This window comes from Roseibium sediminis, assembly GCF_008711325.1.
Lineage (GTDB): Bacteria > Pseudomonadota > Alphaproteobacteria > Rhizobiales > Stappiaceae > Roseibium > Roseibium sediminis.
Genome location: NZ_VXDB01000017.1, coordinates 1 through 26,255 on the forward strand (window position 1 = coordinate 1; position 26,255 = coordinate 26,255).

At 54.4% G+C, this 26,255-nt stretch carries 28 protein-coding genes; 6 read left to right on the forward strand and 22 right to left on the reverse strand.

All coding sequences use genetic code 11. From position 1 onward, the window contains the following. Window positions 1–270: hypothetical protein (locus F0155_RS23660; RefSeq protein ID WP_204934508.1), on the forward strand; the 270-nt coding region annotated here is incomplete at its 5' end. A gap of 196 nt (window positions 271–466) precedes the next feature. Here F0155_RS23660 and F0155_RS16350 read toward each other — a convergent pair. The 12 genes from F0155_RS16350 to F0155_RS16405 all read right to left on the reverse strand — a co-directional run bounded on the left by F0155_RS16350 (window position 467) and on the right by F0155_RS16405 (window position 12,036). After that, window positions 467–1,057, reverse strand: a complete 591-nt coding sequence (locus F0155_RS16350; RefSeq protein ID WP_150525620.1) for a histidine phosphatase family protein — start codon at window positions 1,055–1,057, stop codon at window positions 467–469. A 307-nt stretch (window positions 1,058–1,364) separates the two neighbouring features. Next, the gene (locus F0155_RS16355) at window positions 1,365–2,720 is read right to left on the reverse strand and encodes a TRAP transporter large permease (protein ID WP_150525621.1); all 1,356 of its coding nucleotides are present in this window, start codon (window positions 2,718–2,720) and stop codon (window positions 1,365–1,367) included. Window position 2,721: 1 nt separating this feature from the next. Then, entirely contained in the window at window positions 2,722–3,243 is a 522-nt protein-coding gene (locus tag F0155_RS16360; protein ID WP_150525622.1) for a TRAP transporter small permease, read from the reverse strand. Then, the gene (locus F0155_RS16365; RefSeq protein ID WP_150525623.1) at window positions 3,243–4,277 is read right to left on the reverse strand and encodes a TRAP transporter substrate-binding protein; all 1,035 of its coding nucleotides are present in this window, start codon (window positions 4,275–4,277) and stop codon (window positions 3,243–3,245) included. Before F0155_RS16365 ends, F0155_RS16360 begins: the two co-directional genes overlap by 1 nt. Then, on the reverse strand, window positions 4,277–5,095 hold the full coding sequence (gene hpaI / locus F0155_RS16370; protein ID WP_150525624.1) for a 4-hydroxy-2-oxoheptanedioate aldolase: 819 nt from the start codon (window positions 5,093–5,095) through the stop codon (window positions 4,277–4,279). The genes F0155_RS16365 and hpaI overlap by 1 nt, the downstream gene beginning before the upstream one ends. 9 nt (window positions 5,096–5,104) lie before the next feature. Then, window positions 5,105–5,905, reverse strand: coding sequence for a 2-oxo-hept-4-ene-1,7-dioate hydratase (gene hpaH / locus F0155_RS16375; RefSeq protein ID WP_150525625.1), 801 nt, complete (start codon window positions 5,903–5,905; stop codon window positions 5,105–5,107). After that, complete coding sequence (locus tag F0155_RS16380; protein WP_150525626.1) at window positions 5,902–6,753, reverse strand: fumarylacetoacetate hydrolase family protein; 852 nt, start codon at window positions 6,751–6,753, stop codon at window positions 5,902–5,904. Before F0155_RS16380 ends, hpaH begins: the two co-directional genes overlap by 4 nt. A gap of 6 nt (window positions 6,754–6,759) precedes the next feature. Next, window positions 6,760–8,226, reverse strand: a complete 1,467-nt coding sequence (locus F0155_RS16385; protein ID WP_150525711.1) for an NAD-dependent succinate-semialdehyde dehydrogenase — start codon at window positions 8,224–8,226, stop codon at window positions 6,760–6,762. A 12-nt stretch (window positions 8,227–8,238) separates the two neighbouring features. Continuing rightward, on the reverse strand, window positions 8,239–9,219 hold the full coding sequence (gene hpaD / locus F0155_RS16390) for a 3,4-dihydroxyphenylacetate 2,3-dioxygenase (protein ID WP_150525627.1): 981 nt from the start codon (window positions 9,217–9,219) through the stop codon (window positions 8,239–8,241). 20 nt (window positions 9,220–9,239) lie between these two features. After that, on the reverse strand, window positions 9,240–10,094 hold the full coding sequence (gene hpaD, locus F0155_RS16395; RefSeq protein WP_150525628.1) for a 3,4-dihydroxyphenylacetate 2,3-dioxygenase: 855 nt from the start codon (window positions 10,092–10,094) through the stop codon (window positions 9,240–9,242). A gap of 37 nt (window positions 10,095–10,131) precedes the next feature. Continuing rightward, the gene (gene hpaE / locus F0155_RS16400; protein ID WP_150525629.1) at window positions 10,132–11,646 is read right to left on the reverse strand and encodes a 5-carboxymethyl-2-hydroxymuconate semialdehyde dehydrogenase; all 1,515 of its coding nucleotides are present in this window, start codon (window positions 11,644–11,646) and stop codon (window positions 10,132–10,134) included. A 3-nt stretch (window positions 11,647–11,649) separates the two neighbouring features. Then, window positions 11,650–12,036, reverse strand: a complete 387-nt coding sequence (locus tag F0155_RS16405; protein WP_150525630.1) for a 5-carboxymethyl-2-hydroxymuconate Delta-isomerase — start codon at window positions 12,034–12,036, stop codon at window positions 11,650–11,652. Between the two features lie 103 nt (window positions 12,037–12,139). Between F0155_RS16405 and hpaR the strand changes: the two genes are divergently transcribed. Beyond that, entirely contained in the window at window positions 12,140–12,592 is a 453-nt protein-coding gene (gene hpaR / locus F0155_RS16410) for a homoprotocatechuate degradation operon regulator HpaR (RefSeq protein WP_150525631.1), read from the forward strand. A gap of 250 nt (window positions 12,593–12,842) precedes the next feature. Further along, complete coding sequence (locus tag F0155_RS16415) at window positions 12,843–13,043, forward strand: hypothetical protein (protein ID WP_150525632.1); 201 nt, start codon at window positions 12,843–12,845, stop codon at window positions 13,041–13,043. A 3-nt stretch (window positions 13,044–13,046) separates the two neighbouring features. On the opposite strand, the gene F0155_RS16420 is transcribed toward F0155_RS16415, so the two are convergent. From F0155_RS16420 to F0155_RS16435, 4 genes are read right to left on the reverse strand one after another with little or no spacing between them, the layout of a single operon-like run. Continuing rightward, a complete protein-coding gene (locus F0155_RS16420) occupies window positions 13,047–13,895 on the reverse strand; it encodes a metal ABC transporter permease (RefSeq protein ID WP_150525633.1) in 849 nt (282 codons plus the stop codon). Window positions 13,896–13,898: 3 nt separating this feature from the next. Further along, complete coding sequence (locus F0155_RS16425) at window positions 13,899–14,786, reverse strand: metal ABC transporter permease (RefSeq protein WP_150525634.1); 888 nt, start codon at window positions 14,784–14,786, stop codon at window positions 13,899–13,901. Beyond that, window positions 14,783–15,655: a manganese/iron ABC transporter ATP-binding protein gene (locus tag F0155_RS16430; RefSeq protein ID WP_280177009.1), complete on the reverse strand. Its 873-nt coding sequence runs from the start codon at window positions 15,653–15,655 to the stop codon at window positions 14,783–14,785. The genes F0155_RS16425 and F0155_RS16430 overlap by 4 nt, the downstream gene beginning before the upstream one ends. Window positions 15,656–15,707: 52 nt before the next feature. Next, window positions 15,708–16,520 (reverse strand): metal ABC transporter solute-binding protein, Zn/Mn family, encoded by an 813-nt coding sequence (locus F0155_RS16435; RefSeq protein WP_150525636.1) that lies wholly within the window; start codon window positions 16,518–16,520, stop codon window positions 15,708–15,710. A gap of 22 nt (window positions 16,521–16,542) precedes the next feature. Between F0155_RS16435 and F0155_RS16440 the strand changes: the two genes are divergently transcribed. From F0155_RS16440 to F0155_RS16450, 3 genes are all read left to right on the forward strand, one after another. Then, window positions 16,543–17,894, forward strand: a protein-coding gene (locus F0155_RS16440) for an IS3 family transposase (protein ID WP_150525637.1) whose coding sequence is annotated in 2 segments (ribosomal slippage) — window positions 16,543–16,879 and window positions 16,879–17,894 — 1,353 coding nt in all. Because the reading frame shifts where the segments join, the coding sequence is not laid out codon by codon here. A gap of 280 nt (window positions 17,895–18,174) precedes the next feature. Beyond that, window positions 18,175–19,236 carry a hypothetical protein gene (locus tag F0155_RS16445; RefSeq protein WP_150525638.1) on the forward strand — a complete coding sequence of 354 codons (1,062 nt, stop codon included), beginning with the start codon at window positions 18,175–18,177 and terminating at the stop codon, window positions 19,234–19,236. A gap of 98 nt (window positions 19,237–19,334) precedes the next feature. Then, window positions 19,335–20,054 carry a hypothetical protein gene (locus F0155_RS16450; RefSeq protein ID WP_150525639.1) on the forward strand — a complete coding sequence of 240 codons (720 nt, stop codon included), beginning with the start codon at window positions 19,335–19,337 and terminating at the stop codon, window positions 20,052–20,054. 122 nt (window positions 20,055–20,176) lie between these two features. On the opposite strand, the gene phnN is transcribed toward F0155_RS16450, so the two are convergent. The 6 genes from phnN to phnD form a co-directional block, all read right to left on the reverse strand. Then, on the reverse strand, window positions 20,177–20,785 hold the full coding sequence (gene phnN / locus F0155_RS16455; protein ID WP_161599823.1) for a phosphonate metabolism protein/1,5-bisphosphokinase (PRPP-forming) PhnN: 609 nt from the start codon (window positions 20,783–20,785) through the stop codon (window positions 20,177–20,179). Then, window positions 20,778–21,956 (reverse strand): alpha-D-ribose 1-methylphosphonate 5-triphosphate diphosphatase, encoded by a 1,179-nt coding sequence (locus tag F0155_RS16460; RefSeq protein WP_150525641.1) that lies wholly within the window; start codon window positions 21,954–21,956, stop codon window positions 20,778–20,780. The genes phnN and F0155_RS16460 overlap by 8 nt, the downstream gene beginning before the upstream one ends. Window positions 21,957–21,958: 2 nt before the next feature. Continuing rightward, window positions 21,959–22,624 carry a DUF1045 domain-containing protein gene (locus F0155_RS16465; protein WP_150525642.1) on the reverse strand — a complete coding sequence of 222 codons (666 nt, stop codon included), beginning with the start codon at window positions 22,622–22,624 and terminating at the stop codon, window positions 21,959–21,961. Window positions 22,625–22,626: 2 nt separating this feature from the next. After that, window positions 22,627–24,219: a phosphonate ABC transporter, permease protein PhnE gene (gene phnE, locus F0155_RS16470; protein WP_425299982.1), complete on the reverse strand. Its 1,593-nt coding sequence runs from the start codon at window positions 24,217–24,219 to the stop codon at window positions 22,627–22,629. Beyond that, window positions 24,219–25,208: a phosphonate ABC transporter, permease protein PhnE gene (phnE, locus tag F0155_RS16475; protein ID WP_150525644.1), complete on the reverse strand. Its 990-nt coding sequence runs from the start codon at window positions 25,206–25,208 to the stop codon at window positions 24,219–24,221. Before phnE (F0155_RS16475) ends, phnE (F0155_RS16470) begins: the two co-directional genes overlap by 1 nt. 99 nt (window positions 25,209–25,307) lie before the next feature. Beyond that, window positions 25,308–26,216 (reverse strand): phosphonate ABC transporter substrate-binding protein, encoded by a 909-nt coding sequence (phnD, locus tag F0155_RS16480; RefSeq protein ID WP_150525645.1) that lies wholly within the window; start codon window positions 26,214–26,216, stop codon window positions 25,308–25,310. Between the last annotated feature and the right edge of the window lie 39 nt (window positions 26,217–26,255).

The window sequence follows — 26,255 nt, forward strand, 5'->3', positions numbered from 1 at the left end:
AAGGTGGGTCAATTCTCGGTGAAAATACCGGGTCAGTTCTCAGTGAAAATCAACATGTTGACCTATGAACGATTATGGATTATCAATCAATGCGTTAGCAAATCCATCAAACGTGGATTTGGCCCATTTTCGCTCTCCGAAGGCAGAGGTCACAGGTTCGAATCCTGTCGGGTGCGCCATTATAACTCAAGTCTTCTCAATGACTGGGTCTTATGGCACCCCAGCCGAAAAGCTTCCGAAAATCGATCTGTCAAACTGGTGTCACAGTGACGGAGAGAACGATGACGACCATTCGTAAGCGGGGTCAAAACCAGCATTATGTACTACCGTGACAATTTGCAATTTCTTGCGCCGAACTCCGCTGCCTTTAATAATAAACTGTCATCGTATTTTAAATGTGCGATAAATTCCGGACATTACCTCAAAAAATACTGTGCGGTGTAGTTAGCGAAATAGTCCAAATTGTTCACTTTTCGAATACCGTATGGGACCAATACCCCTCATTGCTTCGTGTTTCACGCCTCCATCCAGATTTCTTCAGTTCTCGCGCGATCAGACGGTTCATTATTCCATGGCCAAGCAAGACTACGCTGCCATGGGTCTGAGCCAGTTCCATGAGCTTCGATGCATTCCTCGCGGCGCGTCTTCTGGCGGCGCAGACCGACTCGCCATTCGTCGAGAACCCCAAGAGCCATGCTATGCGAAACAAAATGAAATAGGCATAAAGCGACAACCTCGGCCATCGTGAATTCAAATATGGCAGACTCGACTCTCGAAAACTCTCATCAATCAACGACTTGTGCCGACCGCCCAATAATTCAACAGACTGCACCGCTCTGGGAAGGTCACTACATATGACAAATCCGGTGACCTTCACTTCTTCTATTGCGGACAAGTTGGGCGTGCTGTCCCTGGATAGTCCGCTCATTTCGTACGCCCTGACGATTTCGCCGACCTGAGCGGCAGAAACTCTTCGTGTGAGCAAATCCTCAAGGTCAATATCCGGCTTGCCGTGTCTCATTAAAACAATTTTCAAGGTACCGTCCAACTCGTTCATTACGCCGTGCCACTACGGATGACTGATACCATCATCAGAAGGCAAGACCCGATCTGATGCGTGGACGCCAATCGCGGCAACCGGAAGAGCAGTCAGCAATACAGCAAGAAAGTCGCCGAGGGTATCAAGCCGGACTCCCAGGCTGTGTGGACGAATTGGAGACGTATTTCGTGGGTCAAACGGCAATGGATGATGGAGGGGGCCTGCTGAACGTATTGAACATACGTTCAAAGGGACATTTCCTTCAGACAGCAGCCGTTTGATCCACGAAATACGTCTCCAATTCGTCCACACAGTCTGGTGTTTCCTATTTGAGCATATATGGAAGCCATAAAGTGATTGCCGGGAAACTGACCAAGAGGATGACCCTCAGGATCTCTGCAATGAAGAAGGGTGTAACTCCCTTGAATGTTTCGATCATAGGTGTCTCCCGGTCGAGAGACGAGATGACGAAAACATTCATCCCGACAGGGGGTGTGATCAAACCGAGCTCAACAACAACGAGTGCGAGTATACCGAACCAGATCTTCAGATCTTCGGTACTCATGCCGAACCCGGCCCCTTCCGCGCCTTGATAGATACCCCCGTTGATTTCTACCAGTACCGGCCAGAAAAATGGGATCACCAACAGGATCATCGAAAGACTGTCCATTAGGCAGCCCAACAGAATCAACGCCACCAGCAGGAGAATGAGCACTGTCATCGGCTCCAGCCCCGACCCACCAACCCAAGCTGCCATCTCCTGCGGGAGCCCGACTCTGGACATGAAGATCTTGAGGAGCTCTGCGCCCAGAATAATCAGATAGATCATTCCGGAAGTAGATGCAGTCTCCTTCAACGCCTGAACGAAGTCCCACCTCGTGAGTTTTCTCTGTACAAGACCGAAGATCAGAACCAGGAAAACTCCGACAGCCGCCGCGGGGGTAGGGTTAAAAAATCCAAGATAAATGCCACCGATCACCAATCCGAATATGACCAGAACCGGGATCATCCCTGCAGTGGCTGCGACGAATTCCCTGGCATTCGGCGCGCCTCCCCTGGAAGCGGACTCCGGTTTGATGGCGACATATACAGCGATGGTGAGAAGAAACAGAATGACAGCCAACAGGCCGGGCAAGAATGCCGCCATGAACATCGTGACGATGTTTGCCTCTACAATTATGGCATAGATAATCAAGACCACAGAAGGAGGGATCAGGATGCCGAGTACGCCACCGGCTGCCAGTGTTCCCGTCGCCAGAGCACCAGAATACTTATAGCGTTTGAGTTCTGGCAGGGCCACCTTGCCCATTGTTGACGCTGTTGCAAGCGATGAACCGCAGACCGCCCCGAAACCGGCACAACTTGCAATAGCAGCCATAGCTGTACCGCCACGTAACCAGCCCAGCCAAGCATTCGCACCGCGGAACAACGCCTGACTAAGTCCCGTCTTGGAAGCAAATGCGCCCATCAAGACGAACATCGGAACTACAGATAAATCGTAGATGGAAAATTGACCGTAAGCGAGCGTCTTAAGCTGACTGAGGACCAGTGCAGGACCATTCAGCATCATGGTTCCTATGCCGCCTACCAAAATCATCGCATAAGCTATAGGCATGCGAATTGCGATCAGCCCTATAAGAACCACCAGCGCGCCCAAACCCAGCACAAGTGTGTCCGTCATTCTATTTAATCCTTTGCCCACCGGACAGAACGTTGACGTCGCGCAACAAGGTTACGAACGCAGCCAAAGCCAGCAATGCGAGAGAGATGAGAATTGGAACAAACGCTATCCAGTGCGGAATTTGAAGGATAGTCGTCGTGTAATCGTACTCCATTTGATCCTGCATTCCGAAGTACATGCGCCAAATCAGCAAACATGCGAAGAAGAACGCGACCAAGGAGCCGAGCAGTGTAAAGATGGCAATGGTTCGGCTGGATGCCCCTGATGTAAAGATATCTGCGGCAACATTCGCGCCGACCAATTGACAGTAGGGCAGAAATGCAAACACCGCTATGGCGACACCCATTTCCGTCAATTCGAAATCTCCGGGAAAAGGCGTCCCAAACGCAGAGCCGACAATTGCAAACATGTTGATGGCCACCACCACCAACAAAAGGCAGCCGCCACAGATGGCCCAGGCATTTATCAGGCGAATTGCAGCCCTGGTAAAACCAGGGCTGCTTGCTTGCAGATTATCTGACATTAGTCGTCCGCATGTTTTGCAATTGAGGCATTGGCCTTTTGAACCAGAGCTTCGCCATCGATTCCCTTGCTGGCAACTTCTTTGACCCAACGATCAACGACAGGGGCGAGCGCCTCACGGAAGACTTCAGTTTCCTCTTCGTTCAACTCGATGTGTTTGTTGCCCGCCTTGACGGCAAGGCCAATGCCAAAATCGTCGGCGTTTTTCCAGATCATGCCGACTTCTTTCAGCCACGCCGGTCCTGAAGCATCGCGGAAAGCTTTTTGAATTTCTTCAGGAAGTGAATTCCAACGCCCCTTGTTCATGGAAACCTGGAATGTGGCATTGCCGAAGCGTTCCTTGTTCACACCTTCGATCTGGAATTCTGTTTGTTCCTGGATCTTCAATGGCGGAATGATTTCCCACGGTATGAACGCCCCGTCGATAACGCCTTTTTGCAGCGCAGTCGGCAATTCAGGTACAGGTATAGCCACCGGAGCCGCTCCAAGCGCCTCAATCATCCAGGCGCCGGTTCTGGTCGGAATCCGGATTTTCTTCCCGGTCAGGTCAGCAGGAGACTTGACCTCTGCATCGCGCATGTGGATTGCCTGACCTGCATGCACATGCAGGAACATGACTTCAACACCCTTGTACTCTTCCTTCAAATCACTGTGGTACAGGTCAGCTAGTGCGAGATTTGTTGCGACAGGATCATTTGTGTGAATACCGGGAAGTTCAAAGACCTCGGTCCGCGGAAACAAGCCAGGTGAATAACCGTTGACTGTCCATACGATGTCGACAACTCCGTCCCGCACTTGGCTAATCAACTCGGGTGGACGACCACCAAGTGTCATTGCAGGATAGATTTCGATTTTTACCTTGCCGCCAGAGTTTTCTTCAACCTGGCGCGCCCAAGGTTCAAGCATTTTGCTATGCGCAGGCGCCTTCTCTCCGAGAAAGTGATGCAATTTAAATTCATATTCAGCGGCCGCAGCAGTTACTGCACTGACTGCGAACACAGCACTCGCAAGCGCTACTTTCTTGAAATAATTCATTACTTCACTTCCTCCGTCATGGTTGAATCTTTGGATTCCGCCCCATTTTTGAGTTCATTGCTTTCGGCAGCGGACTTCCTCAGAGCATTCGCAAGAACCGTGACGTCGATCGCCGTTGCGACGAACAAGGCGCCAAAGTCCAGGCAAGTTTTCGCAAAATCGAGATTTGTTGTGAGAATGCCGGGAGCTTTCCCGGCAGCCTTTATGCGTATCATCGCGGCTTCAATCGCCGCGACGACCTCCGGATGCATGGGTTGCCCGATGTGACCCATGTCAGCGGCCAAATCGGCCGGCCCGATAAAAACACCGTCGATACCATCCACCGCGAGGATCTCGTCCAACGCGTCAAGGCCCCTACGGTTTTCTACCTGAACAAGCAGACAGATTTCTCTATCGGCTGTCTGAAGATAATCCGGAATCCCAGAAAAGTTCGAAGCTCTGGCAAGCGCCGAACCAACTCCACGCACTCCTACTGGGGGATATGTTACCGCACGCACCAACTCACGCGCTTGTGCTGCACTTTCAACCATCGGGACCAGCAAGGTTTGCGCACCAGCATCAAGCAACTGCTTGATCATCCAGGTTTCGCCGACGACCGGGCGAACCACAGCATGACTTTTCGATGCCGAAATCACCTGCAACTGAGCAATGATCGACCTGAGGTCATTCGGCGCATGTTCTCCATCAATCAACAACCAGTCGAATCCGGCGGCTGCGCCTATTTCAGCAGCATATGCATCGGCCATGCCGAGCCAGCACCCCATTTGCGGATGTCCGGAATTCAGTGACTTTTTGAACGAGTTGTGCGGAGCAGGCATTTGTTTTTCCTAAGCGAAGGCGATATCGACCGTCCCAAAGCTGCCGAAATCTGCGTGGATTTCGGTTGCTGGCGGGCATTCTATTGGGCGCACAAAACTCCCGGACAGGACGATGTGGCCGGGTTCAATCCGTTGCCCGTAACCAGACATGCGGCGGGCCAGCCATGCGACGGATTCTGCCGGGTCGTTCAAGACACCGGCACCAAGGCCAGTCTCGTCGATTTCGCCATTGCGGAAGACCAGAGCCCCTATCCACCTAAGGTCAAAGTCCTCAGGGTCATGACATTTCTGTCCAAGCACAAAACCGGCATTGGCAGCGTTGTCGCTGATGGTATCGAAGACCGAGCGGGTTTTGCCGGTCGCTGCATCCGTTCGATGGATCCGCGTATCAAGTATCTCGATTGAGGGAACGATACATTCTGTCGCTGCAAGAACATCTTCTCTTGTCACATCCGCACCATCCAAGGCACTTTTCATGACAAAGGCGATCTCAGCTTCAATTCTCGGCTGAATGAAGCGCCCCCCGGGGACAGTAGCGCCACTTTCAAAGGCCATATCGTCAAACAAAATGCCGCTGTCAGGGATATCGATCCCGAGAGCATCCTGCATTGCCTTGGAAGTAAGACCTATCTTCCACCCAACTACATTTCGTCCGGCACTCAGCTTTAGCTTCAGAAGTTCATTTTGAATGGCATATGCGTCGGCCATGCCGATATCTGGATAGCGCAGCGACAAGAGGCCTATCTGTTTGCCGGTTTTTTCGGCGTTGAAGAGTTCTTCAGCAGCGCAGGCATGGTCTTGTGGTGTCATTTTTCGTCCACCACGCTGTTTATCAAGGTGCCAATGCCCTCTACTTCGATCTCAACGACATCCCCCGGCTTAAGATAACGAGGCGGATCAAATCTCGCGCCAGCTCCGGCCGGGGTGCCCGTTACAATGATATCGCCCGGCTGGAGTGTCATGAAGGTCGAGATATATGCGATCTCTTCGCGGATCGGGAACATCATGCGCTTCAGGCAGTCATCCTGCCGGACTTCTCCGTTTACGCGCGTTTGTATTCTCGCATCATCAAGCTGAGCTGCATCTGTGAACGGCACCAGCCATGGACCGATCGAACCAGAATTGTCCCAGTTCTTGCCTTGTGTGACGTTGAACTTGGCGTGGCGCACCCAGTCACGGATTGTTCCTTCATTGCAAAGTGTCAATGCTGCAATATGATCATACGCGTTCTGGGGTTTGATCCGGCGCCCGGTCTTTCCGATTACAATGGCGACTTCGCCTTCGTAATCGAGAGTATGGTTTTCCGGGGGACGAACCAGTGGCCGGTTGTGACCGGTAAACCCGCTTGCAAATCGCGGGAACAGCGACATGTACTTCGGCTGCGCGCTTCCATCTTTGTACTCTGCATTCCTGTCAGGAAAATTGACCCCGACGCAGAGAATTCGTGGCGCATTTGGCATCACCATTTCGAAAGCAAACTCGGTGTGCGTAACCGGCTTACCATTCGCCGCCTTACCCAGGGCAGCAAGGCCGTCAGCCGCTATAACGTCATAGAGGGTCGGCCATTCCGGAAAATGTGGCGAGAGGGCGATCATACCGTTGTCGGCAGCCGCGCCGTAGTAGGTTTTTCCGTCTGCCGTGTAGGTTGCAAAACGCATTGTTAATTATCCCTTTGCCAGTTCAACACCACCCATGCAGAGGTATTTCAGCTCCATGAAATCATCGAGACCATGACGTGACCCCTCCCGACCAAGGCCAGAGGTTTTGACGCCACCAAATGGAGCTTCTGCGGTTGAAATCAGGCCTGTATTGATACCCACAATCCCGAAATCAAGAGCTTCGGAAACGCGCCAAACTCGGGCCATGTTCTGAGTATAGAAGTAGGCTGCCAGTCCAAATTCAGTGTCATTTGCCGCTTCGACTACCTCTGCTTCAGAGTGGAATCTGAAAAGAGGCGCGATCGGCCCAAAGGTCTCTTCTTTTGCAACCGCCATTTCAGCACTGACGTCGGTCAGGATCGTTGGTGAAAAGAAGGTTCCACCGAGGGGATGAGACTGGCCACCCAACGCGATTTTTGCGCCTTTTCCGACCGCATCTGCAATATGTTCCTCGACCTTGCTGACAGCAGCACTGTCAATCAGCGGGCCAAATGAAACCCCTTCCTCAAAGCCATTTCCTGTTCGCAAGCCAGCAACTTTTGCCGCCAGTTTCTCGGCAAAAGCATCATAGACGGCTTCCTGAACGTAGATACGATTAGCGCAAACGCAAGTCTGGCCGTTATTGCGAAACTTGGCGATAATTGCGCCGTCCACAGCGGCGTCCAGGTCCGCATCGTCAAATACGACAAACGGTGCGTTGCCGCCTAGTTCAAGGCCGAGTTTCTTGATGGTTGGTGCGCACTGGGCATACAGTTTCGCCCCAACCTCAGTTGAGCCGGTAAAGGTCAGCTTCCGAACCAGGGGACTGCCGGTCATGACCTTGCCAATCTCGCGCGCCGAACCGGTAACAACCGAGAAGAGGCCCGGCGGAAGACCAGCGCGTTCCGCCAAAACGGCCATGGCAATCGCAGAAAACGGCGTCTGGGCGGCTGGCTTGAGAACCATTGAACAACCGGCAGCCAGCGCCGGACCGACCTTGCGCGCGATCATGGCGTTTGGAAAGTTCCAGGGGGTGATCGCCGCAACTACACCAACCGGCTGTTTAATTGTCAGTATCCGCTTGTCCGGCGAATGACCGGGAGTAATGTCGCCATAAGCTCGCCGGGCTTCCTCTGCAAACCACTCAAGGAAACTGGCACCATAAGCGATTTCGCCTTTTGCCTCCGCAAGGGGTTTTCCCTGTTCTGCCGTGAGAATGGAGGCAAGGTCATCCTGATGCTCCCCCATCAGCTCGAACCATTTCCGCAAAACAACTGACCGCTCTTTTGCGGTACGGCGCGCCCAGGCATGGCGTGCCATTTCGGCTACGGCAACGGCAGCCTCGGTTTCGCTTGCACCAAGGTTTGGCACAAGGCCGATGACAGCTCCGGTTGCGGGATTTTTGACCTCGATTGCATTGCGTTCATCGGCAGGAATCCAGATTCTTCCCACCAGAGCCGCTTCGCGATACAGCGCCTTGTCCTTAAGTTTCAGCATACTACCTTCCTATGGCGCAACGATTGGCTGAGCCGACAGGCTGGGGGCCTGAACAGAAGAACCCGCAAAGATTGCTCCTTCTTCAAACCAACTTTTTGATGCTGACGTGCCCCAGAGCGTTTGGCATTGCGGGTCCATGAGACCCCGCTTAATCGGTTCAAAGGCGGGATCAACTGTCTGGTTATCAGAACAATAAATCTCAATCCTGTGGCCGTCCGGGTCTCGGATGTACAGGAAGAATGCGTTGGAGGTGTCGTGATGCCCTGGCCCACGTTCAACGTTTGATGACCAACCAGTCGAGGACATCAAATCGAGCAAGTCGATGATGTTAGACGGTGTCGAGAACCGAAGCGCGGTATGGTGAAGGCGTGGTCCATGGCCGTTAGTAAACGCCATATCATGCACACCACCCTTTCGGTGGGTCCACGCAGCACAGAGACTTCCGGTTTCCTCGTCTTCCGCATATTCGGTGACCCGAAATCCGAGTTCTTTATAGAACGCAATCGACGCGTCGACATCCGGCGAGATGCAATTGAAATGGTCGATCCGAAACGGCTTCACACTTTTATGGAGACCGCTTTGTTGATGAATCGGCGGCAAGCGTTCCATTTGGCAATAGAACTCAAGAGGAATGCCGTGCAAATCACGAGTACGAAAGGTTCGTGACTGTTGCGGGCGATCTACCCAGTCAACCGGAAGCCCCCGTGAGTTGAAGAAGTGCGCAGCTTTGTCGAGATTTTCTTCGTCATACACCTTGAAACCAAGGAAATTTGCGCAAGCTTGCGACTGCTGGTGCAGTACAATGCTGTGATGACCACGCTCTTCCCTGGCACGCATATAAACCTTGTCACCGGTTACTGCCGTGAGCTGCATGCCGAGCGTGTCAGTGTAGAACGCTCGGCTCTTGGCCAGATCCGTAACCGCCAATTCGACATGGCTGAGACGGATGATATTAAACGGCGGATAGAGGTTGGGTGCTGGAACGGGCATGTGCTTGTCCTGCCAGGGTTTTATTGAACCGGGAAAATGACATTCGTCTGACCAGTTCCTGAGCTCGGGAAGTACTCGGTCACTACCTCGCACTGAGCCGTGTATTTGCCCCAGCCGAGTGCGCCATAAAGCATGGCGGTATCGTGCATCGAACCCTCACCGCAGCAATACTCCGCGTACTCGGGGAGCATTTTCAAAAATGCGGCGTGGTCGCCTCGTTTCCACATATCGAGGACATGCAGATCCATTTGCCGATTGAATTCAGAAGAGATGGTGAAGGTGCCGTTATTGGCGGCATAATCCTTGTTTGCCCAAATCTTGTGCGAAAGGGAGCCGGAAGCGATCAGCAGCACCTTTTCGGAACTTGCTTCGACCGCCTCGCGTATAGCCTCCCCGATGCTTCGGCTTTCCTGATGATCGTGGACGGTGCACCAGGCAGCAATAGAGACGACTTTCATGTCGTGTTCTCTGCTCATGAACCGCATCGGCACGAGTGTACCGTATTCAAGTTCCAGGCTGTCCAGCTGATGGGCAAGCGTGTATGTACCCTTCGCGGACGCCGCCTTGGCAATCGCTTCTCCAAGCTCTGGATTGCCGGCATAGGAGTACGGGAGGTTTTGAATGAAGTGCGGAAACTCGTTCGAGGTAAACAGGCCTTCGAAACGATGGTTCGCGTTAATGTGGTACCCGGCGTTTATCACCCAATGCGTATCACAAATTACCACGGTTGTTGCTCCGAGCTCTTTAGCTCGGCGCGCGATTTCATAGTGTCCGTCGATGGCAGGCTGACGCTTACCTTTAACTGGTCCATCCTGTTCGGACATCAGCATAGTCGGGACGTGTGTGACCTTGGCTGCGAGAACTATTTCACCCATGTCTACCTCCGAGAAGCGATAATTGAATTGGCGGCTGTCATAGGGCGCCTAAACGTGGAATTTTGTGCTGACCGGTGGCGAACGCTATGTTCTTCTGCTCCATGAAGAATTCAAAAGACCAATCGCCGCCGTCGCGCCCGATTCCACTCGCCTTCATTCCACCAAAAGGAGTTGGCAGGTGGCGGACATTTTCGGAATTCACCCAAATCATGCCGGCATCGAGTTCTTTGGTGAAACGCAGGGCGCGCGTGAGATCGTTCGTCCAGACATAACCGGCCAGGCCATAGTCAACATCGTTGGCGATCTGTAGAGCCTCTGCCTCGTCACTGAACCGAATGGAGGTCAGAACCGGGCCAAAAATCTCTTCTTGAGCAATGGTCATAGAAGTGGCGGCGTTAGTGAAAAGAGTTGGGCGAACGAAGTACCCTTCCTCGCCCACACGCTTTCCGCCAGCTGCGATTGTCGCTCCGTCATCTTGTGCAGTTTTGAAGTAGCTGGTGACCTTATCGAAATGGGTCTTGTGAATAAGCGGCCCAATCTCCGTTTCGGGGTCCAGAGGGTGACCCACCTTGATGTTGTTTACGCGCTCAATCAGCCTGGCTTCAAATTCGTCGGCTATCGGCTCATGTATCAGCAAGCGCGAAGATGAAGTGCAACGTTCGCCATTCAGGGAATAGATCATGAATATCGCCGCATCGAGAGCACGATCCTGATCGGCATCATCGAAGACCACGACGGGGTTCTTCCCACCCAATTCAAAATGAAACCGCTTCAGCGTATCAGCACCCTGCTTCATGATGAGGGAGCCGGTCCTGCTTTCACCAACAAATGCTATCGCCTTGATATCGGGATGCTCGGTCAACGTCCTGCCAGCGTCCTCGCCCATGCCGTTGACCAGGTTCCAAACACCTTTCGGCAACCCGGCTTCTTCAGCAATCTCAACCAAAATGCGCGCGGTTAAAGGTGAGAATTCTGCCGGTTTGTGTACGATTGTACACCCAGCAGCAAGGGCCGGAGCGATCTTCCAGGTGGACAGCATGAAAGGCGTGTTCCACGGAGTAATCACGCCAACAGGACCAATTGGAACCCGGGTCGTAACGTTCATCAAGGTTGAAGACTGCAACGCTTGACCATCGCGCGCGCCAGGAGCCCGGTCGGCAAAAAAGCGAAAGTTGTCCGCACCGCGCAACGCGGCCTTGGACATGAAACGGAGTGCCTGACCGGTATCCCAGCACTCACACAACGCGATTTCGTCCGCACGCTCGACAATCTTGTCGGCTATTTTATGCAAAATTTCCCTGCGCTCGACTGCCGGCATGTCTCGCCAAGCCGGAAACGCCGCCTTCGCCGCCTTCGCTGCTGCATCGACATCCGCACCATTTCCCTTGGCAACGTTGCAAATGAAACTCTCATCTACGGGTGACCGTGTTTCAAATATTTCGCCCGACAACGCCGGAACAGCTTCCCCGGCGATCTGATTCAAGATTCCGGTTTCCCGGAAACGAGCCAGATATCCGTCTAGCTTTTGAATGTTCTGCTGAAGGTCAGACATCGGTTATACACTCTCCAAATGATCGCGAATGGTGCCCGTTTTGGGCGAGAGGTCGGGATCGATGTCACGTATCTCCAAAGACAGCGCGAGCGAACTCGACTCCAGGACCGGTTCCAGAAAGGCCTTGGCGGCAGAAAAAATACGTTTCGCGATGTCCGCCTTGACGCCCATCGCCCGCCCACCCCGTAAACGCACGGAAATATCGATGAAGGCATGTTTGGGATCACCGTCGGCGATTGAAAAGCTCTCTGCCTTCAATGCCCGCACCCGCAGTCCGGGCAACGGCAAAGCCTTAATCCTGGCCGCCTCTTCCCGCAAACACTCGCACAGAGCTTGCATATCTACCCTGTCGTCCAAATTTGCGGAATACTCGAAGGATATGTGCGGCATCGATTTTCCTTAACAAAGCAATATTTGTGATGTTAAATACCATGCGCACACATTTGTCAATTTAAAAGTGACAAATGGCCCACCAATTCGTTATGGACGTCCAATGACTGAAGATATGCAACTAGAAGACAGCACGGCTCTGCCATCAACACGACGCTCTGTTCCCATTGCCTTGATCCGCGCACGCGAAAAGGTCATGGTTCCGATCCGTGAGATGCTGGCCAACAGCGGTATCACCGAGCAACAATGGCGTATTCTGCGGGTATTGGAGGAAAACGGTCCGCTGGACGCGTCGACTTTGGCTGAGCGAGCTTGCCTGTTACTACCCAGCCAAACGAGGATTGTTCAAAGCCTTTTGGAAAAGGGGCTCGTTACACGCCAGGCCGACAAAAAAGACCGCCGTAAACAAACGGTCGCGATTACTGGCGAAGGGCGGCACTTCATCGAAAGCAAGCTGAAGGACGCGCAATTAATCGCCAAACGAATTGAAGAAGTGATTGGCAAAGAAAAGCTTCGCCAACTTCTTGATATTCTAGAAGAATTCCAGAAATTATGACGCTTACCTTTTTCGGAAACGGAGAGTACTTCGCAATGCCGCGAGCAAATTCTCCGGAGAATTCTGAGTCAAACACTTAGCAGTTTACCTGGCTGTTTTGTGCTCCCCCCCGTCGGCAACGGTGCTGTTGAGCGCTGCCGGATTCAACCTGATCCGGCTTGGCCGCCAAGCGTGTTGCGCCGGACGGCCTGACTGGCCGTTCGAGATGCGCAACACTGTCCGGCGAGCTGGAGCGAGCGACTGAAAAGCGATGGGTCGCAGCGCCAATTCCCGGATTGCGCTGCTTGGGGCCCCCTGCTACGCCCTCGACGAGCAGATCGGTGCTATCGCTGACCCGAATGCGGCGCTCATCGCACTTGGTGCAACAGGAAATATTCTGGAAGGCCTTGCCAACGCCACATCGCATGTTGTTTGCAGGTTTGGCTGTTGCGTTCGAAAGGTCTTGAATTAGCCGTCATATATTCTGCGGTAGCCGGTCTGTTCTGGCGCGGTTTTTTAACATTTTGCGCACAAAGGTCCCAATGAAAATCGCCGTCATGACAAGGATGATGGTTGGCGCCGGGGCGCTGTCCAGAAAGAAACTGAGATAAGTTCCAAACGCCATTGAGGTCGCGCAAACCAGAACGGCGACGACAAGCATCCAGCCGAAGCTGCGGACAAGAAGAAAGGCAATCGCGCCGGGAGCAACCAGCAAGCCGACAGCCAGGATCAATCCCACAGAAGACAGCGTCGCCACGATGGTGAGCGACAGGCCGGCCAGCAGCCCATAGTGCATGAGATTGATCGCAAGGCCCGCCGTTCGCGCCTGTGCCGGATCGAAGCTGTGCAATAGAAGATCCTTCCATCGCACAAGGATCAGGGCGGAAACCAGCAGGGAAATGACACCCGCGGTCCAGAGATCCTCCGGTCCGACACCCAGAATATTGCCAAAGAGAATATGGTCCAGATGCGCGTTCGTATCCAGGGAAACATAGAGAACCAGACCAATGCCGAACATGCCGGAAAAGACAACGCCCATCACGGTATCCCGCTTCACACGACTGTTTTCCGCCAGATATCCGGTCAAAAGCGCACTTCCCATTCCCGCCGCAAAAGCACCGATTATCAGCGGAATGCCAAGGATATAGGCCAATACCACACCCGGAAGCACGGCATGACTAACCGCATCGCCCATCAAGGCCCAGCCCTTGAGCACAAGATAACAGGAGAGAAGAGCCGTCGGGATAGCCACGATCAGGCAGATCAGGAAGGCGTTCTGCATGAAGGGGAACCGGAAAGGCAGGAGCAGGGTCTCATAGTCCATTTGTCACTCCCCATCACCCATGGCCCGCTGGCCGGTATTCGGGAGCTGTGTCTTCGTCGCTCTTCGGCGCGCGGCCAAAAGCCCGTGTTTTGGAGCAAACACAAAAGCTGCAAGAAAGATCAGTGTCTGAAGGGTCACGATGATCCCCCCGGTCGCCCCATCCAGAAAATAGCTGACATAAGCGCCCGAGAAGCTCGTTGCCGCGCCGATGGCAACAGCCATGAGCAAAAGACGTGAGAACCGGTCGCAGAGGAGATAGGCAGTCGCGCCGGGTGTCACAACCATCGCTATGACCAGAAAAGCGCCGACGGTCTGCATTGCTGCAACGATGCTTGCCGACAGCAAGACGAAGAAGATGGCTTTCAGCAAAGGCGTGTTCAGTCCGATGGACCTTGCGTGGCTCTCGTCAAAGAAGGTCACCATCAGGTCCTTCCATTTCAGGAGCAGAACCGACAGCGAAACGAAGCCGATTACCGCCAGCTGCAGCGTATCTTCCGGGGTGATGGCAAGTATGTTGCCCATCGTGATGGTTTGCACGCTGATGGAGGTCGGGCTGAGCGACACCATAAAGAGACCAAGGCCAAAGAAGGACGTGAATATGATGCCTATGATGACATCCACCTTCAGTTCTGAGCGTTCTGACAGAAACAGCATGGCGACCGCCGCCAACCCACCTGCCAGAAAAGCTCCGATGGAGAACGGCAGGCCAAGCATGTAAGCCCCTGCAACCCCCGGCACCACCGAATGGGACAGGGCGTCGCCGATCAATGACCACCCCTTGAGCATCAAATAGGCAGAAAGAAAGGCACAGACGCCGCCGACAAGTGCGGACACCCACATGGCATTGACCATGTAGGAATAGGTGAAAGGTTCCAGAAGAAGAGCGGTCATTCCCGCCCCTCATTGTGTACAGTGCGCTCTCCATAGCGAACGAGTGGCCGTTCATCATCCGTCAAAATGGTGATCTGGCGGCTGTCATCATCGTCGTGAAGTTCGGACCCGCCAATGGTGAAGTGGCGCAAGACACCGCCAAAGGCCATTTCAAGATTTTTTGGCGTGAATACGTTTTCGGTCAGGCCATATGCCAGGACCGTGCCCTTGATCAGGACGGTGCGGTCACAGAATTCGGGCACCGATCCGAGATTGTGCGTCGAGACCAGCATGACCCGCCCTTCGCTGCGCAATTCACGAAGAAGGGAGATGATTTGCTCCTCGGTTTTGACGTCGACCCCGGTGAAAGGCTCATCAAGAAGGATCACTTGCCCGTCTTGCGCAATTGCCCGTGCCAGAAAAACACGTTTGCGCTGGCCGCCGGACAACTCGCCGATCTGACGTTTGCGAAGATCCCGCATGTTGACCCGGTCTAGTGCCTCGTCCACTGCCCTGTGGTCTTGCGCCGATGGGCGCCGCAAGAACCCCATATGCCCGAAACGCCCCATCATGACGACGTCTTTGACCTGCACGGGAAAGCTCCAGTCGACCTCTTCGGCCTGCGGAACATAGGAAACCAGATTGTTTTTCAGTGCTTCGGAAACACCCTTTCCAAGCAGCGTAATCTCCCCCTGCGAGGCCGGGACAAACCCCATGATCGCCTTGAAAAGGGTCGACTTACCCGCGCCGTTGACACCAACAAGCGCTGTTACCGACCCTCGCGGGATCTCGAAGCTCGCATCATGAAGCGCCGTATGGCCGTTTCGATAGGTAACGGTCACACTGTGCGCCCGAATCCCTTCAGACGGCTCATCGTGATTGTGGTTCACCGTGTTGTCCTGCTTGCAATCTGAACTATCCACCCAACAGTCATCTGCCATTTCAGTTGAAATTCAAGGTCAATCCGCTGGCAACACGCTCTGACGTAACGCGCAAAAGGTCCAGATAGGTGGGTACTGGTCCATCCGCTTCACTCAAGGAATCCACATAAAGTTCTCCGCCGTACGTCGCGCCAGTTTCCCTGGCGACCTGTTTTGCCGGTGCCGTATTGACCGTGCTTTCGCAAAAAACCACGGGAATCCGGTTTTTCTTCACACCGTCAATAACCTTGCGAACCTGCTGCGGTGTGCCGACCTGATCGGCGTTCATTGGCCAGAGATAAAGCTCCTTCAGCCCGAAATCCCGCGCCAGATAACTGAACGCCCCTTCGCAGGTCACCAGCCACCGTTTGTCTTCGGGTACCGCGAGGACTTTTTGGCGCAAGGGCTCGATAGTTTCTTCCAGCTGCCGCTTGTATTCATCCGCATTCTGCCGGTAAACGGCAGCATTGGCCGGATCGTGGCTGCCAAACGCTTCTGCAATGTTGTCGATATAAATGCGGGCAGTTTCCAGCCCCATCCAAGCATGCGGATTGGGCTTGCCTTCATACGATCCGGAGCGGATGGATATCGGCTCTATTCCTTCCGAAACCGTCACGGAGGGAAGATTCCCAAGATTGCGCAAAAACTGCTCGAACCAGAGTTCCAGGTTCATGCCATTGCGCAGGATCAGGTCAGCATCGACAGTCCAATCATCTAAGGGTTTCGCTTTGTTGAAATGAAGATTCAAGTGGACTTCAGCTTCTTCAGGAGTGTCCGCCGTCAGGGCCTGATGGACAGCTTGGATTGATTGGATAAGGGAGTGATTTTGGCTCATCGTAGCCCTTCAAGGAGCGAAGATGAGACGAAATAACGAACAAGTTGGCGATGACGCGGAGCGGGTCGTCAAGGATATCAAACGCCAGACCAGGCGCCGGTTTTCCGCCGAAGAAAAGATCAGGATCGTGATTGCCGGTCTTCGTGGTGAAGACAGCATCGCCGAGTTGTGCCGCAAGGAAGGTATAGCCCAGAGCCAATACTATTCGTGGTCCAAGGAATTCATGGAGGCTGGCAAGAAACGGCTGGCCGGAGACACGATGCGTGAAGCCAATTCCGATGAGGTGAAAGGGCTTCGTCGTGAAGCCCGCGATCTGAAGGAAGTTGTTGCCGAACAGGCTCTGGAACTGCGGCTTCTCAAAAAAAGCATGATCGGGGATGGGGGAGACGACGCATGAGATATCCCGCATCCGAAAAGCTCGAGATCATCCGGCTGGTGGAGCAGTCGCACCTGCCAGCCAAACAGACACTCGACAGGCTGGGCATCCCACGTTCGACCTTTTACGCGTGGTACGACAAATATCAGACGGGTGGTGTGGACGGCCTCAAAGACAAGGTTCCCGTGCCGGAGCGCGTGTGGAACCGGATCCCTGACGATATCCGTCAGCAGATCCTTGATCTGGCATTGCAAGAACCGGAGCTGTCACCGCGGGAACTGGCCGTCCGGTTTACCGACACAAGGCGCTACTTCGTCTCGGAAGCCAGTGTTTACAGGCTTTTGAGGGCCCATGACCTGATCACCAGTCCGGCGTTCATTGTGATCAAGGCGGCCGATCAGTTCAAGGACAAGACCACCGCACCCAACCAGCTCTGGCAGACCGACTTCACCTATCTGAAGGTCATCGGCTGGGGATGGTACTACCTGTCCACCATTCTTGATGACTACAGCCGTTATGTCATTGCCTGGAAGCTGTGCACGACGATGAAGGCCAGCGATGTCACCGACACTCTGGAACTGGCTCTGCAGGCGTCAGGTTGTGATCAGGTTAATGTCAGACATCGACCAAGATTGCTGTCGGACAATGGCGCAAGTTACATTGCCACCGAACTGGCTGAATGGCTCGAGGACAAGGGTATGAAGCATACTCGTGGCGCACCATACCATCCCCAGACCCAAAGCAAGATCGAGCGCTGGCACCAGACGCTCAAGAACCGCATCCTGCTGGAAAACCATTTCTTGCCGGGTGACCTTGAGAGACGGATCGGCGGCTTTATCGATCACTACAATCACCACCGCTACCATGAGAGCCTGCACAATCTCACACCTGCCGACGTCTACCTCGGGCGTGGTGACCAAATCCTGCAACAACGAGAAAGGATCAAACAAAACACCATCAACGAACGGCGCTTGCAATATCGCAAGCAGGCCGCCTAACATCGACAAACAGATGAGCCGGGCACTCCTCTAAATCCAAACCCAAGCTGTCCAGAAACATATGACGACGGACAGAATAAACTGCCTGCGATTTTTCAAGCCTGCACGAGGTTTCACCAGCAGGTTAAATGAGCGCGCACAACCCAATCCCTTGTTTTGATTGGGATTGTGCCGCGCTACTGTAACGTTCGAACTTTTGCGGATTGAACCAGCCTCAAGGGTTGGATTTCCGTCTGAAATTGATTGAAGTAGGAAGTTATCGCTAACCGCAAGATGTGTGTTGTCAGACAACACCATCTTGGAAAGGGAGACGCTGCGCGCTACCGTTGCATCCCTCAAGCCGGCCAACAACGCACTTAGGTTGTGTACCAATCAACTCGATAGACGTGCATTTTTAGCGGATTCAAAATATCATTCCGAAATGCAAAAAAATTGCTATTTCCCAATCTTGTGGCTAATACCTGAATTTGATGCCGACTTGGTAGAGGAAGGCTGTTTTTCTGTTTTGAAACGCAAGTGGGATGTATCGATATTCGATCTGTATTCGTTGGTCGCACAAAAACACCCGATCCGTATGCCTGCTGAATTGCTTCAGATTTTTCTTCCTCAAGCTAATTTGGAATTTTCGATTCTAGCCAATGATATCACCGCGGCTAGGGATCGCCTTGATGTCTTTCGCGCAATGCTTAGTCTTCAAGGAATTCATCCTTCAATCTCTCCGTTTGCGGCAAATATCTCTTTAAATAAATACGCTGGTATCAATTCCAGATCCGCAGGAAATCAAGCGACAATGCATGAAGGCCTGAGGGAAGGAATAACCCACAAGGATGGACAAATTGAGATGTGGCCCAACGAACTTTCATTTAATTGTATCGGCGCTAATAATGAAAACCTAAAAAGCACGTTGACAGAGTCTCTGATCATTAGAGCTGCAAAAAATAGTGAAAAGTGGTTAGGCCTTGAAGAAGCTCAAGGCAGTATTCGCGCCGCCCGAAGAGCCTTTATAAATGCGCCGTTGATGCCCGACTTAGGCAGTTCAATTTTGCATATCTGGCAGGGCATCGAGAGTCTTTTTCCTACTGTGAGCACCGAAATCACATTTAGGACATCTCTTCTTCTGGCTGAGCTAATTTCGCCTTTGCAGAATCGTGCAGAGACATATGAAGCTTCCCGTGCTAGCTACAAAGACCGAAGCCGCATAGCTCATGGTTCGGAAAAAGAGATATCGCTCCAGCAATGGTTGCGAGCTTGGCTACTGCTTAGCAGAGCGTTGGAAGCCGTTCTTGACAGGGGCTTGTTGCCGAATGAAGAAGAACTGACCCGAGGACTGTTGGGCTCTTAGGACAGGTTAGGGTTCACAATTCAAGTTCGAACAAAATCAGCCGAGGCGCGCCATTTCTCCCTTAATTGAAAAATGTTCTGGACCACGAATTTCGAGCGATGCCATTCGGTGGACTTTCGACGGGCATTCAGCGCAAGCTGCTGGAGATGAACAGGTATATCATTCGAACCGGGCATTTTGGTTATCCTCAGCCTGCAGATGATCCGCGGCTGCCCGATACGTTCGACTACACCGATGGCTGCACCAGATGCGGTATCGGCAAACGGCAATTTGCTCCCATCCGCTTTCAAAAGGAGCCAAAGGTCTCCAACAAGGCATTTACCGGATTAAACTGGGTATTCGGGCAGATCTTCGTGACCGACATGGGGCGAAAAGCCCTTGAAGACAGCGGCATCTCGGGCCTGCGTTTTTTGAGTCCGGTGATTCACAAAACCGGAGAACCGCTTGAGCACTGGTTCCAGTTGGAACCCGACAGCGATCCTTTGCCTCTTATCCGTCCTGTCGACCTGATCGCAGAGCGCTGCGAGCGCCCTCCCGAAGATACGGTCCGGTTTCTGCGTGGGATCAACCCGAAATGGGAGGATGGTCCTTATTGTGGCAGGATAAAATACCAGGTGCCCACCGATGGGAACTCCAACGCGCGATATACGCTTGATGCCAGCGCCCTTGCAGACAAGTCCGACATTGTGCGCGCCTGTGAATGGGTCGGCAGCGGCGGCAATGCATTTCAGGAAATCATCGTTTCGCAACGTTTCAAAGACGTCTGTGACAGGCATAAACTTCGCGGATTGCAGTTTCTTCCAGCTGAATTGAATTGATCGCCACCGGGTTTGACATGGACTTGCGCTGCCAAGCCATGAACTTTCTCAGGATGCCCGGCTCGGAACTGCGCAACTCATCTGCTTTTGGTTGCCGGTCAAAGGCTTTTTGTTGCGCTCACTCAGGAATTGGAGGCCCGCTCCGGCGCGGCTCTGTCCTGCAACAGCATTTCGACCAATTTCTCGCCTGCGCTTTCTATCGGGCCTGAATTGTCGAGCTCGAACACCGGTAGCGAAGTGATCAAGGGGAGGCCGGCGTCATTCAATCTTTGTTCGATCCGCTCGGGCGTCTCCCGCCCGCGATCAAGCAAACGCTGCCGCAACACCTGTGGCTGGACAGTCAGGTTGACGACAACGACATTCGGATAAACGGCTGAAATCTCGGCCAGAGCCCGTCTTGATCCATTGGCAATGGCAATTCCGCCGCAGTTCACATGGCGCAGAGAACTCGCCGGCAACCCGTAGCGCAGACCATGTGCGGACCAGGTCACCGAAAAGACACTTCTGTCTTCCGCCTCAAAGAAGTCCTGTTCGCTCAGGCTGTCATGATCTTCACTTGTGGCATCAGCCTTGCGTGTGACGGTTCGTTTGACAAAGAGCACTTCGGGATTTGATCGCAGGCGCTGTTGCAACCAGGATATCAACGTATCCTTGCCGGACCCGCTTGGCCCGACGATAAGCACCAGTCTGCCGGCACCGGTGTCGATCGACTGTGACGCGAAACTAGACAACGCGAACCCCATCGCGCCAAACCGTGCGCACTTGCGGCAAGCTGTCGTGATAGCGCACCTGCACCAGATCCGCCTTGCAGCCTTTCGCGATCCTGCCACGATCCCTCAAACCAACCTGACGGGCAGGATTGCTCGTTACCATGGCGATGGCCTGTGGTAGGGAAATGTGGTCGACCGTTTCGGCAAGCACGAATGGAGCATGCATAAGACTGGCGGGTACATAGTCCGAGGAGAGGATGTCCAGAACATTCGCCGTCGCCAGATCACGGGCCGCGATATTGCCACTGTGGGACTTGCCGCGCACCACGTTGGGCGCGCCCATCAACACGCCCATTCCCGCGTCATGCGAGGCATGGGCCGCTTCCAGGCTCGTTGGAAACTCCGCAACAGTCGTGCCGTATTGCCGGGCTTCCTCGACATGGGCCAAGGTTGCATCGTCGTGACTGGCCACGGCAATTTTACGTGCCTTGCAGGCCTCGGCCAGCAAGGCACGATGTTTGGCTGAATAGGTGTTGCTCTGGTTTTGCCGTCTTTCAACAAAGGCCGCAAACTGCTCTTCCGACAGCCCGCGCTTCTCCTTGTAGTACAGTGTGTACTGGTCCATCGTCTGGAACTGACGCTGCCCGGGCGCGTGGTCCATCAGGGAAACCAGACGCACGCTGTCATCGTCATCAAACTCGCGGAACCGTTCTGCAGTATCGGGCGCAGAAACCTCGCAGCGCAGATGGATCATATGCTCCGCGCGCAGTCGGCCCGCCTTCTGGGCCTTCTCGATGGCGGCAGACATGGCGCGCATTTCGCCTTCGCCGAAACCGCCATCCTCATCTGCGCCTATGCGCAGGCAGTCGAAGACAGTTGTGATGCCGGACGCTGCGATCTGCGCATCATGTGCCTGAATTGCCGCTGTCAGGTTCCAGCGCACCGAGGGGCGCGGCGAATAGTGCATTTCAAGGTGATCGGTATGCAGCTCGACCAGTCCGGGGATCAGGAAATCCCCTTCCATGTCGTGCCCATGCGCACTGATCGAGCTGTCGAACTCGCGGATAAGTCCATCTTCGACGACAACCGTTCCTCGCACGACCTGATCTTCCAGAACCAGCTGGGCGTTGGTCAGGATGAGCTCCGACGAATTGCGCTGCGATCTTGCAAGGCCTGCTGATACGTCCTGCATGTTCATGTTCCCAACCTCGAATAGCTATCAACGAAAAAGGGGCCACCCTCCTCAGGCTCGACAAAGAGCGCAAGGGCGGCAATCGGGTGCGGGTTGCCAAGGTGACTGGCAAAGCGGGTCTGGAGTTCAGTCTCTATTTCATCGGCCTGCGCGCCGGTCACCGGACCTGTCAGCGTCATGTGAAAGCGGAACTCATCCATCACATAGGGATAGCCCCATGTATCAAGAAGTTCCCGCTGGCGGTCTGACAAGGCGTCCGGATTGCGCCGGGCTCGGTCGGACGGTGTCAAGGGAGCCCGGAAAGGCTCAAAAGCCTCCACCACTTTGGCGGCAAGCGCATCGAGTTCGGGGACCCGCTGAGCGGGAACAAGCGCAAAGAACCTGCCAATCCGCTGAAGCACGAGTGAGGGGATCGTGAGACCCGAAGTGCGGGCCGCAAATTCGCGAAAGAACAGCCTGAGGTCATCAATCGATGCATCGTCCTTCAGGCGAAACGGCGCTTTCAGGGTCGCATGAAATCCATAGCGGGCGGGGCTTTGCACCTGAGAGGAAAACCGGTGCTCTTCTCCAACACCTTCCTTTCGGAACGGATCGCGACCGAGCCAGTCGGCGGCATTGCGGGCAAGATCACCGTCCTGTTCGGGCGTGTAGTAGATAGCTGCTCTCATGCCTATCCCTGCTTTCCAATCAATCGCGAACGAAGCGCGTTTGAAACATTGTCGAAAATGAAGACGACAATAAGGATGAGGATGACCATATAGGCGACATTTTCCCAATCCTGATTGGTCCGCATGGCCTCCCAGAGCTTGAGGCCAATCCCGCCTGCGCCGACAGCCCCGATGATGGTCGCAGATCGTGTGTTGGATTCCCAGAAATAGAGGGCCTGGGAAATGAAGATCGGCAACACCTGCGGGATTACGCCAAACCGCTGGATTTGCATGGTGCTGGCGCCAACCGAGCGGATACCCTCGCGCTGTTTCTCGTCAATGTTTTCAAGCGCCTCGGCATAGAGCTTCCCGAAAGTCCCGGTGTCGGTAAAGAAGATTGCCGAGATGCCAGCCAACGGGCCCGGACCAAACGCCCGCGTGAAGAACAGCGCCCAGATGAGCATGTCGACGGATCGCAGGAAGTCGAAGAACCGCTTCAGGACCTGGTTGAGAACGACGTTGGGAGTGATGTTGCGCGCCGCCAGAAAGGACAGCGGAAAGGCGATCAGAAGCGCAAACAGGGTTCCGACAAAGGCCATGACGATGGTCTGCAACAGCTTGATCCAGACATCGCCATGCTGCCATTCGGCGTTGTTGACGATGCTATCCCAAAAGACAGACCAGTTCGACTGACCATCGACCAGTTGCGGCCCGACAAGGAGATGCTCGCCAACGGCTCCCCAGCTCATGCCCCAATAGGGTGAGCGGGTGTCAAAGAAGAAATTCTCCCAGCCAAGATAGCGCCGAGCAATCTTCGTTTCGCGGGCCCGCACCTCGGCACGCCCGGAAAACCCGAAATCAAGGAATACCTTCGCATCCTCGCGTTTCTGCAGGGCCCAGCTCGGCAATGCGCTGCGCGACTTGACGGTGTTTTCCTGCGCGTTGACCATCAGTTCCACGGTCTCGCCCGCATGGGTGACGGTTACCATCTGCGGCGTGATGTGCAGAACGGTTCCACGGTCAAGGCGGACGGTGGTTTCGGCGATACCCAGTCTGGTTACGGTCGAAACTTGCGGTTCCTCATGTGCCGCCTGCGCCTTTGCCTGCCCGCTACCTTGGGCTCCCGGAGCCATGAAGGAAAAGCCCTGTTCGCCGACCTTGTCCAGGATGGAGGTTTCGGGTTCTGTGGCTTTCTTTCCGGCCGCTGGCGATGCCATGAACGAGCCTTGTGACGCGGGTTGCTGCGCCTTCGGCTTGTTCTGCGTCACGACCGTAACCGTACCCTCCCGGGTCTCGATCCAGTCCGGGTCCGGGTTCTCGCCAAGCGGTGAAAAGCGCGGGAAATCGATGCGTGTTTCGCCGTCCCGATAGTCGATGTCCGGCCTCACTTCATAGGAAAACCAGTCATAGAGATATTCGCTGGCAATCTGCCAGTTCGCTTTCTCGACAACCTTGGAGATCGAGAAGAACCATGAGCAGTAGGCGATGTAGACGCAGGCTATGGTGACGCCGATCGGTACTGCAAACCGCTTCCACAAGGAAGGGCGAAAGGCATCGGCATTGCGCGCGCGGATGGCGGCGATATCTGCGGTGGTGAGTTCGGAAAGCTGCATGATCAGACCCCCATCTCGAATGCATGTTCGCCAACGAGTTTCTTGCGCAGCCAGGCCGAGAGCTGGTCGACCGCCACGATGGTGGTGAAGAGGAGAAGGATGATGGCGAGTGTCTTGGCCTCATGCCCGCGGCTGATCGACAGGCGCAGCACTTCGCCAAAGCCGCCTGCCCCGACCGCGCCGATGATCGTCGAGGCGCGTACGTTGATCTCAAGGCGCAGCAAGGTGTAGCTCAGAAAATTCGGCATGACCTGGGGCACAATCCCGAACCAGACCCGCTCAAGCCAGTTTCCCCCGACAGCCCGCAGGCCTTCGTCGGGCTTCATGTCAGCGTTTTCCACGACCTCGAAGAACATCTTGCCAAGGGCGCCGACGGTGTGGATGGCCACTGCAATGATTGCAGGCACCGGGCCGAGCGAAAAGATCGCCAGAAAGAAGCCTGCGATGACGATCTCGGGAAAGGCTCGCAGAAATTCCATGAACCGGCGCACAAAGAACCGGAGCCAGCGGCTTGTGGTGATGTTCGAAGCTGCCAGAAAGCAGAGACAGAAGCCGAGAATGAACCCGACAAACGTTGCGAGCACAGCGATATTGAGTGTCTCGACCATTTTGTAGATGTATTCGGGAATGTAGAACGTTTCGGTGAGATAGATCCGGCCATCCGGATAGTCGTATTTCAGGGAGCCGTCGAAATAGGGACTTGGCAGGTCGAACATGGCGCGCCAGATTTCCCATCCGTCGCGCGGGGCAAGGTCGCCTGCAAAATCGAACAGATGCGGCAGCCGATCGAAGAACTTTCCAGCATTCGTCTCGTTGGCGAACCACAGGGAAAAGAACAGCGCGGCAAACAAGGCGCTAAAGCCAACAACGGAATAGAGGCGGCGCTTGGCGGCAAGCTCCCGATAGTGACGGTCCACATCATAGGCTGCAGTTTCCGCAGGGGCCGGATGCAATGGCACCGGACCTTTGGCGACACGTGTTTCACCATTCATGCGAGGTGCCTCTGGCAGATTTTGCGCCCCATGACGCAAGGGGAAAAGAAAACCGCCGCATCCTGTGAAGCACGGAATGCGGCGGTCGTGAGTGTGGGCTTAGGAGCCGATCTTGGCCTTGCGAGCGGCCACGATCGCCTCATAGAAGGAATGATCGACTTCGGTGAAACCCTTGAAGTCGCCGCCCTGGATCGCGGCAAAGCACTCCTTGTCCGTTTCCGGCAGGGCCTTCATGAAGTCGACGAACTTGGCGCGGATGTCCTTGTCCAGCTTGTTGGACACAACGATCGGGCCGTTCGGGATAAGCGGCGAACGCCAGACTTCGACGACGTCATCCATGTCGAGCAGGCCCTTGTCGACCATCTTGCGGATGTTGCCGGACGTAAAGCCGTCCTCGAACGCGCCAACACCTGAGGACCAAGTGACCTGAACGTCGAAATTGCCCTTCAGCATTTCCAGAACGCCGTTTTCATGGCCGCCACCAAAGCCTGTGGAGGCAAAATAGCTGTCGACAGGCACGCCGAGCTGCGACGGAAGGGCAACGGACGGCACAAGGTAACCAGAGGTGGAATCCGGATCGGCAAAGCCGAGTTTCTTGCCCTTGGCGTCTTCAAGGGTCTTGATGCCGCTGTCCTTGCGGGCCAGCATGATCGAATAGTAACCGGTTGCACCATCGGTCTGCACGGTGGTGAGAACCGGATCAACGGCTGCCGGATCTGTCAGATACACCTTGGCATAGCCGGAGGCTCCGAGTTCGGCATAGTCGAGCGTACCACCCAGAAGACCCTGGATCACACCGTCATAATCGGCAGCCGGGAAGAGCTTGACTTCCTTGACCCCAAGAGCTTCCGGCAGCTTGTCGACAAGGCACTGGTTGTTGCGCAGACGGTCGGCTTCATTTTCACCGCCGAGGATTCCCACGCGGAACACGTCTCGAGCCTGAACGGACGCAATGCCGGCCATGATCGCGGTGACAGTGGTAGTTGCTAGAAGGGCTTTCTTGAACATGCCTCACTCCTGTGTGTGGTCGTTTGCATTGCCTGCTGC

Coding starts and splice junctions, on each gene's coding strand:
- F0155_RS16350 (WP_150525620.1), bottom strand. CDS start 1,057: ATGAACGAGTTGGACGGTACCTTGAAAATTGTTTTAATGAGACACGGC.
- F0155_RS16355 (WP_150525621.1), bottom strand. CDS start 2,720: ATGACGGACACACTTGTGCTGGGTTTGGGCGCGCTGGTGGTTCTTATA.
- F0155_RS16360 (WP_150525622.1), bottom strand. CDS start 3,243: ATGTCAGATAATCTGCAAGCAAGCAGCCCTGGTTTTACCAGGGCTGCA.
- F0155_RS16365 (WP_150525623.1), bottom strand. CDS start 4,277: ATGAATTATTTCAAGAAAGTAGCGCTTGCGAGTGCTGTGTTCGCAGTC.
- hpaI (WP_150525624.1), bottom strand. CDS start 5,095: ATGCCTGCTCCGCACAACTCGTTCAAAAAGTCACTGAATTCCGGACAT.
- hpaH (WP_150525625.1), bottom strand. CDS start 5,905: ATGACACCACAAGACCATGCCTGCGCTGCTGAAGAACTCTTCAACGCC.
- F0155_RS16380 (WP_150525626.1), bottom strand. CDS start 6,753: ATGCGTTTTGCAACCTACACGGCAGACGGAAAAACCTACTACGGCGCG.
- hpaD (WP_150525627.1), bottom strand. CDS start 9,219: ATGCCCGTTCCAGCACCCAACCTCTATCCGCCGTTTAATATCATCCGT.
- hpaD (WP_150525628.1), bottom strand. CDS start 10,094: ATGGGTGAAATAGTTCTCGCAGCCAAGGTCACACACGTCCCGACTATG.
- hpaE (WP_150525629.1), bottom strand. CDS start 11,646: ATGTCTGACCTTCAGCAGAACATTCAAAAGCTAGACGGATATCTGGCT.
- F0155_RS16405 (WP_150525630.1), bottom strand. CDS start 12,036: ATGCCGCACATATCCTTCGAGTATTCCGCAAATTTGGACGACAGGGTA.
- hpaR (WP_150525631.1), top strand. CDS start 12,140: ATGACTGAAGATATGCAACTAGAAGACAGCACGGCTCTGCCATCAACA.
- F0155_RS16415 (WP_150525632.1), top strand. CDS start 12,843: ATGGGTCGCAGCGCCAATTCCCGGATTGCGCTGCTTGGGGCCCCCTGC.
- F0155_RS16420 (WP_150525633.1), bottom strand. CDS start 13,895: ATGGACTATGAGACCCTGCTCCTGCCTTTCCGGTTCCCCTTCATGCAG.
- F0155_RS16425 (WP_150525634.1), bottom strand. CDS start 14,786: ATGACCGCTCTTCTTCTGGAACCTTTCACCTATTCCTACATGGTCAAT.
- F0155_RS16435 (WP_150525636.1), bottom strand. CDS start 16,520: ATGAGCCAAAATCACTCCCTTATCCAATCAATCCAAGCTGTCCATCAG.
- F0155_RS16450 (WP_150525639.1), top strand. CDS start 19,335: ATGCCATTCGGTGGACTTTCGACGGGCATTCAGCGCAAGCTGCTGGAG.
- F0155_RS16460 (WP_150525641.1), bottom strand. CDS start 21,956: ATGCAGGACGTATCAGCAGGCCTTGCAAGATCGCAGCGCAATTCGTCG.
- F0155_RS16465 (WP_150525642.1), bottom strand. CDS start 22,624: ATGAGAGCAGCTATCTACTACACGCCCGAACAGGACGGTGATCTTGCC.
- phnE (WP_150525644.1), bottom strand. CDS start 25,208: ATGAATGGTGAAACACGTGTCGCCAAAGGTCCGGTGCCATTGCATCCG.
- phnD (WP_150525645.1), bottom strand. CDS start 26,216: ATGTTCAAGAAAGCCCTTCTAGCAACTACCACTGTCACCGCGATCATG.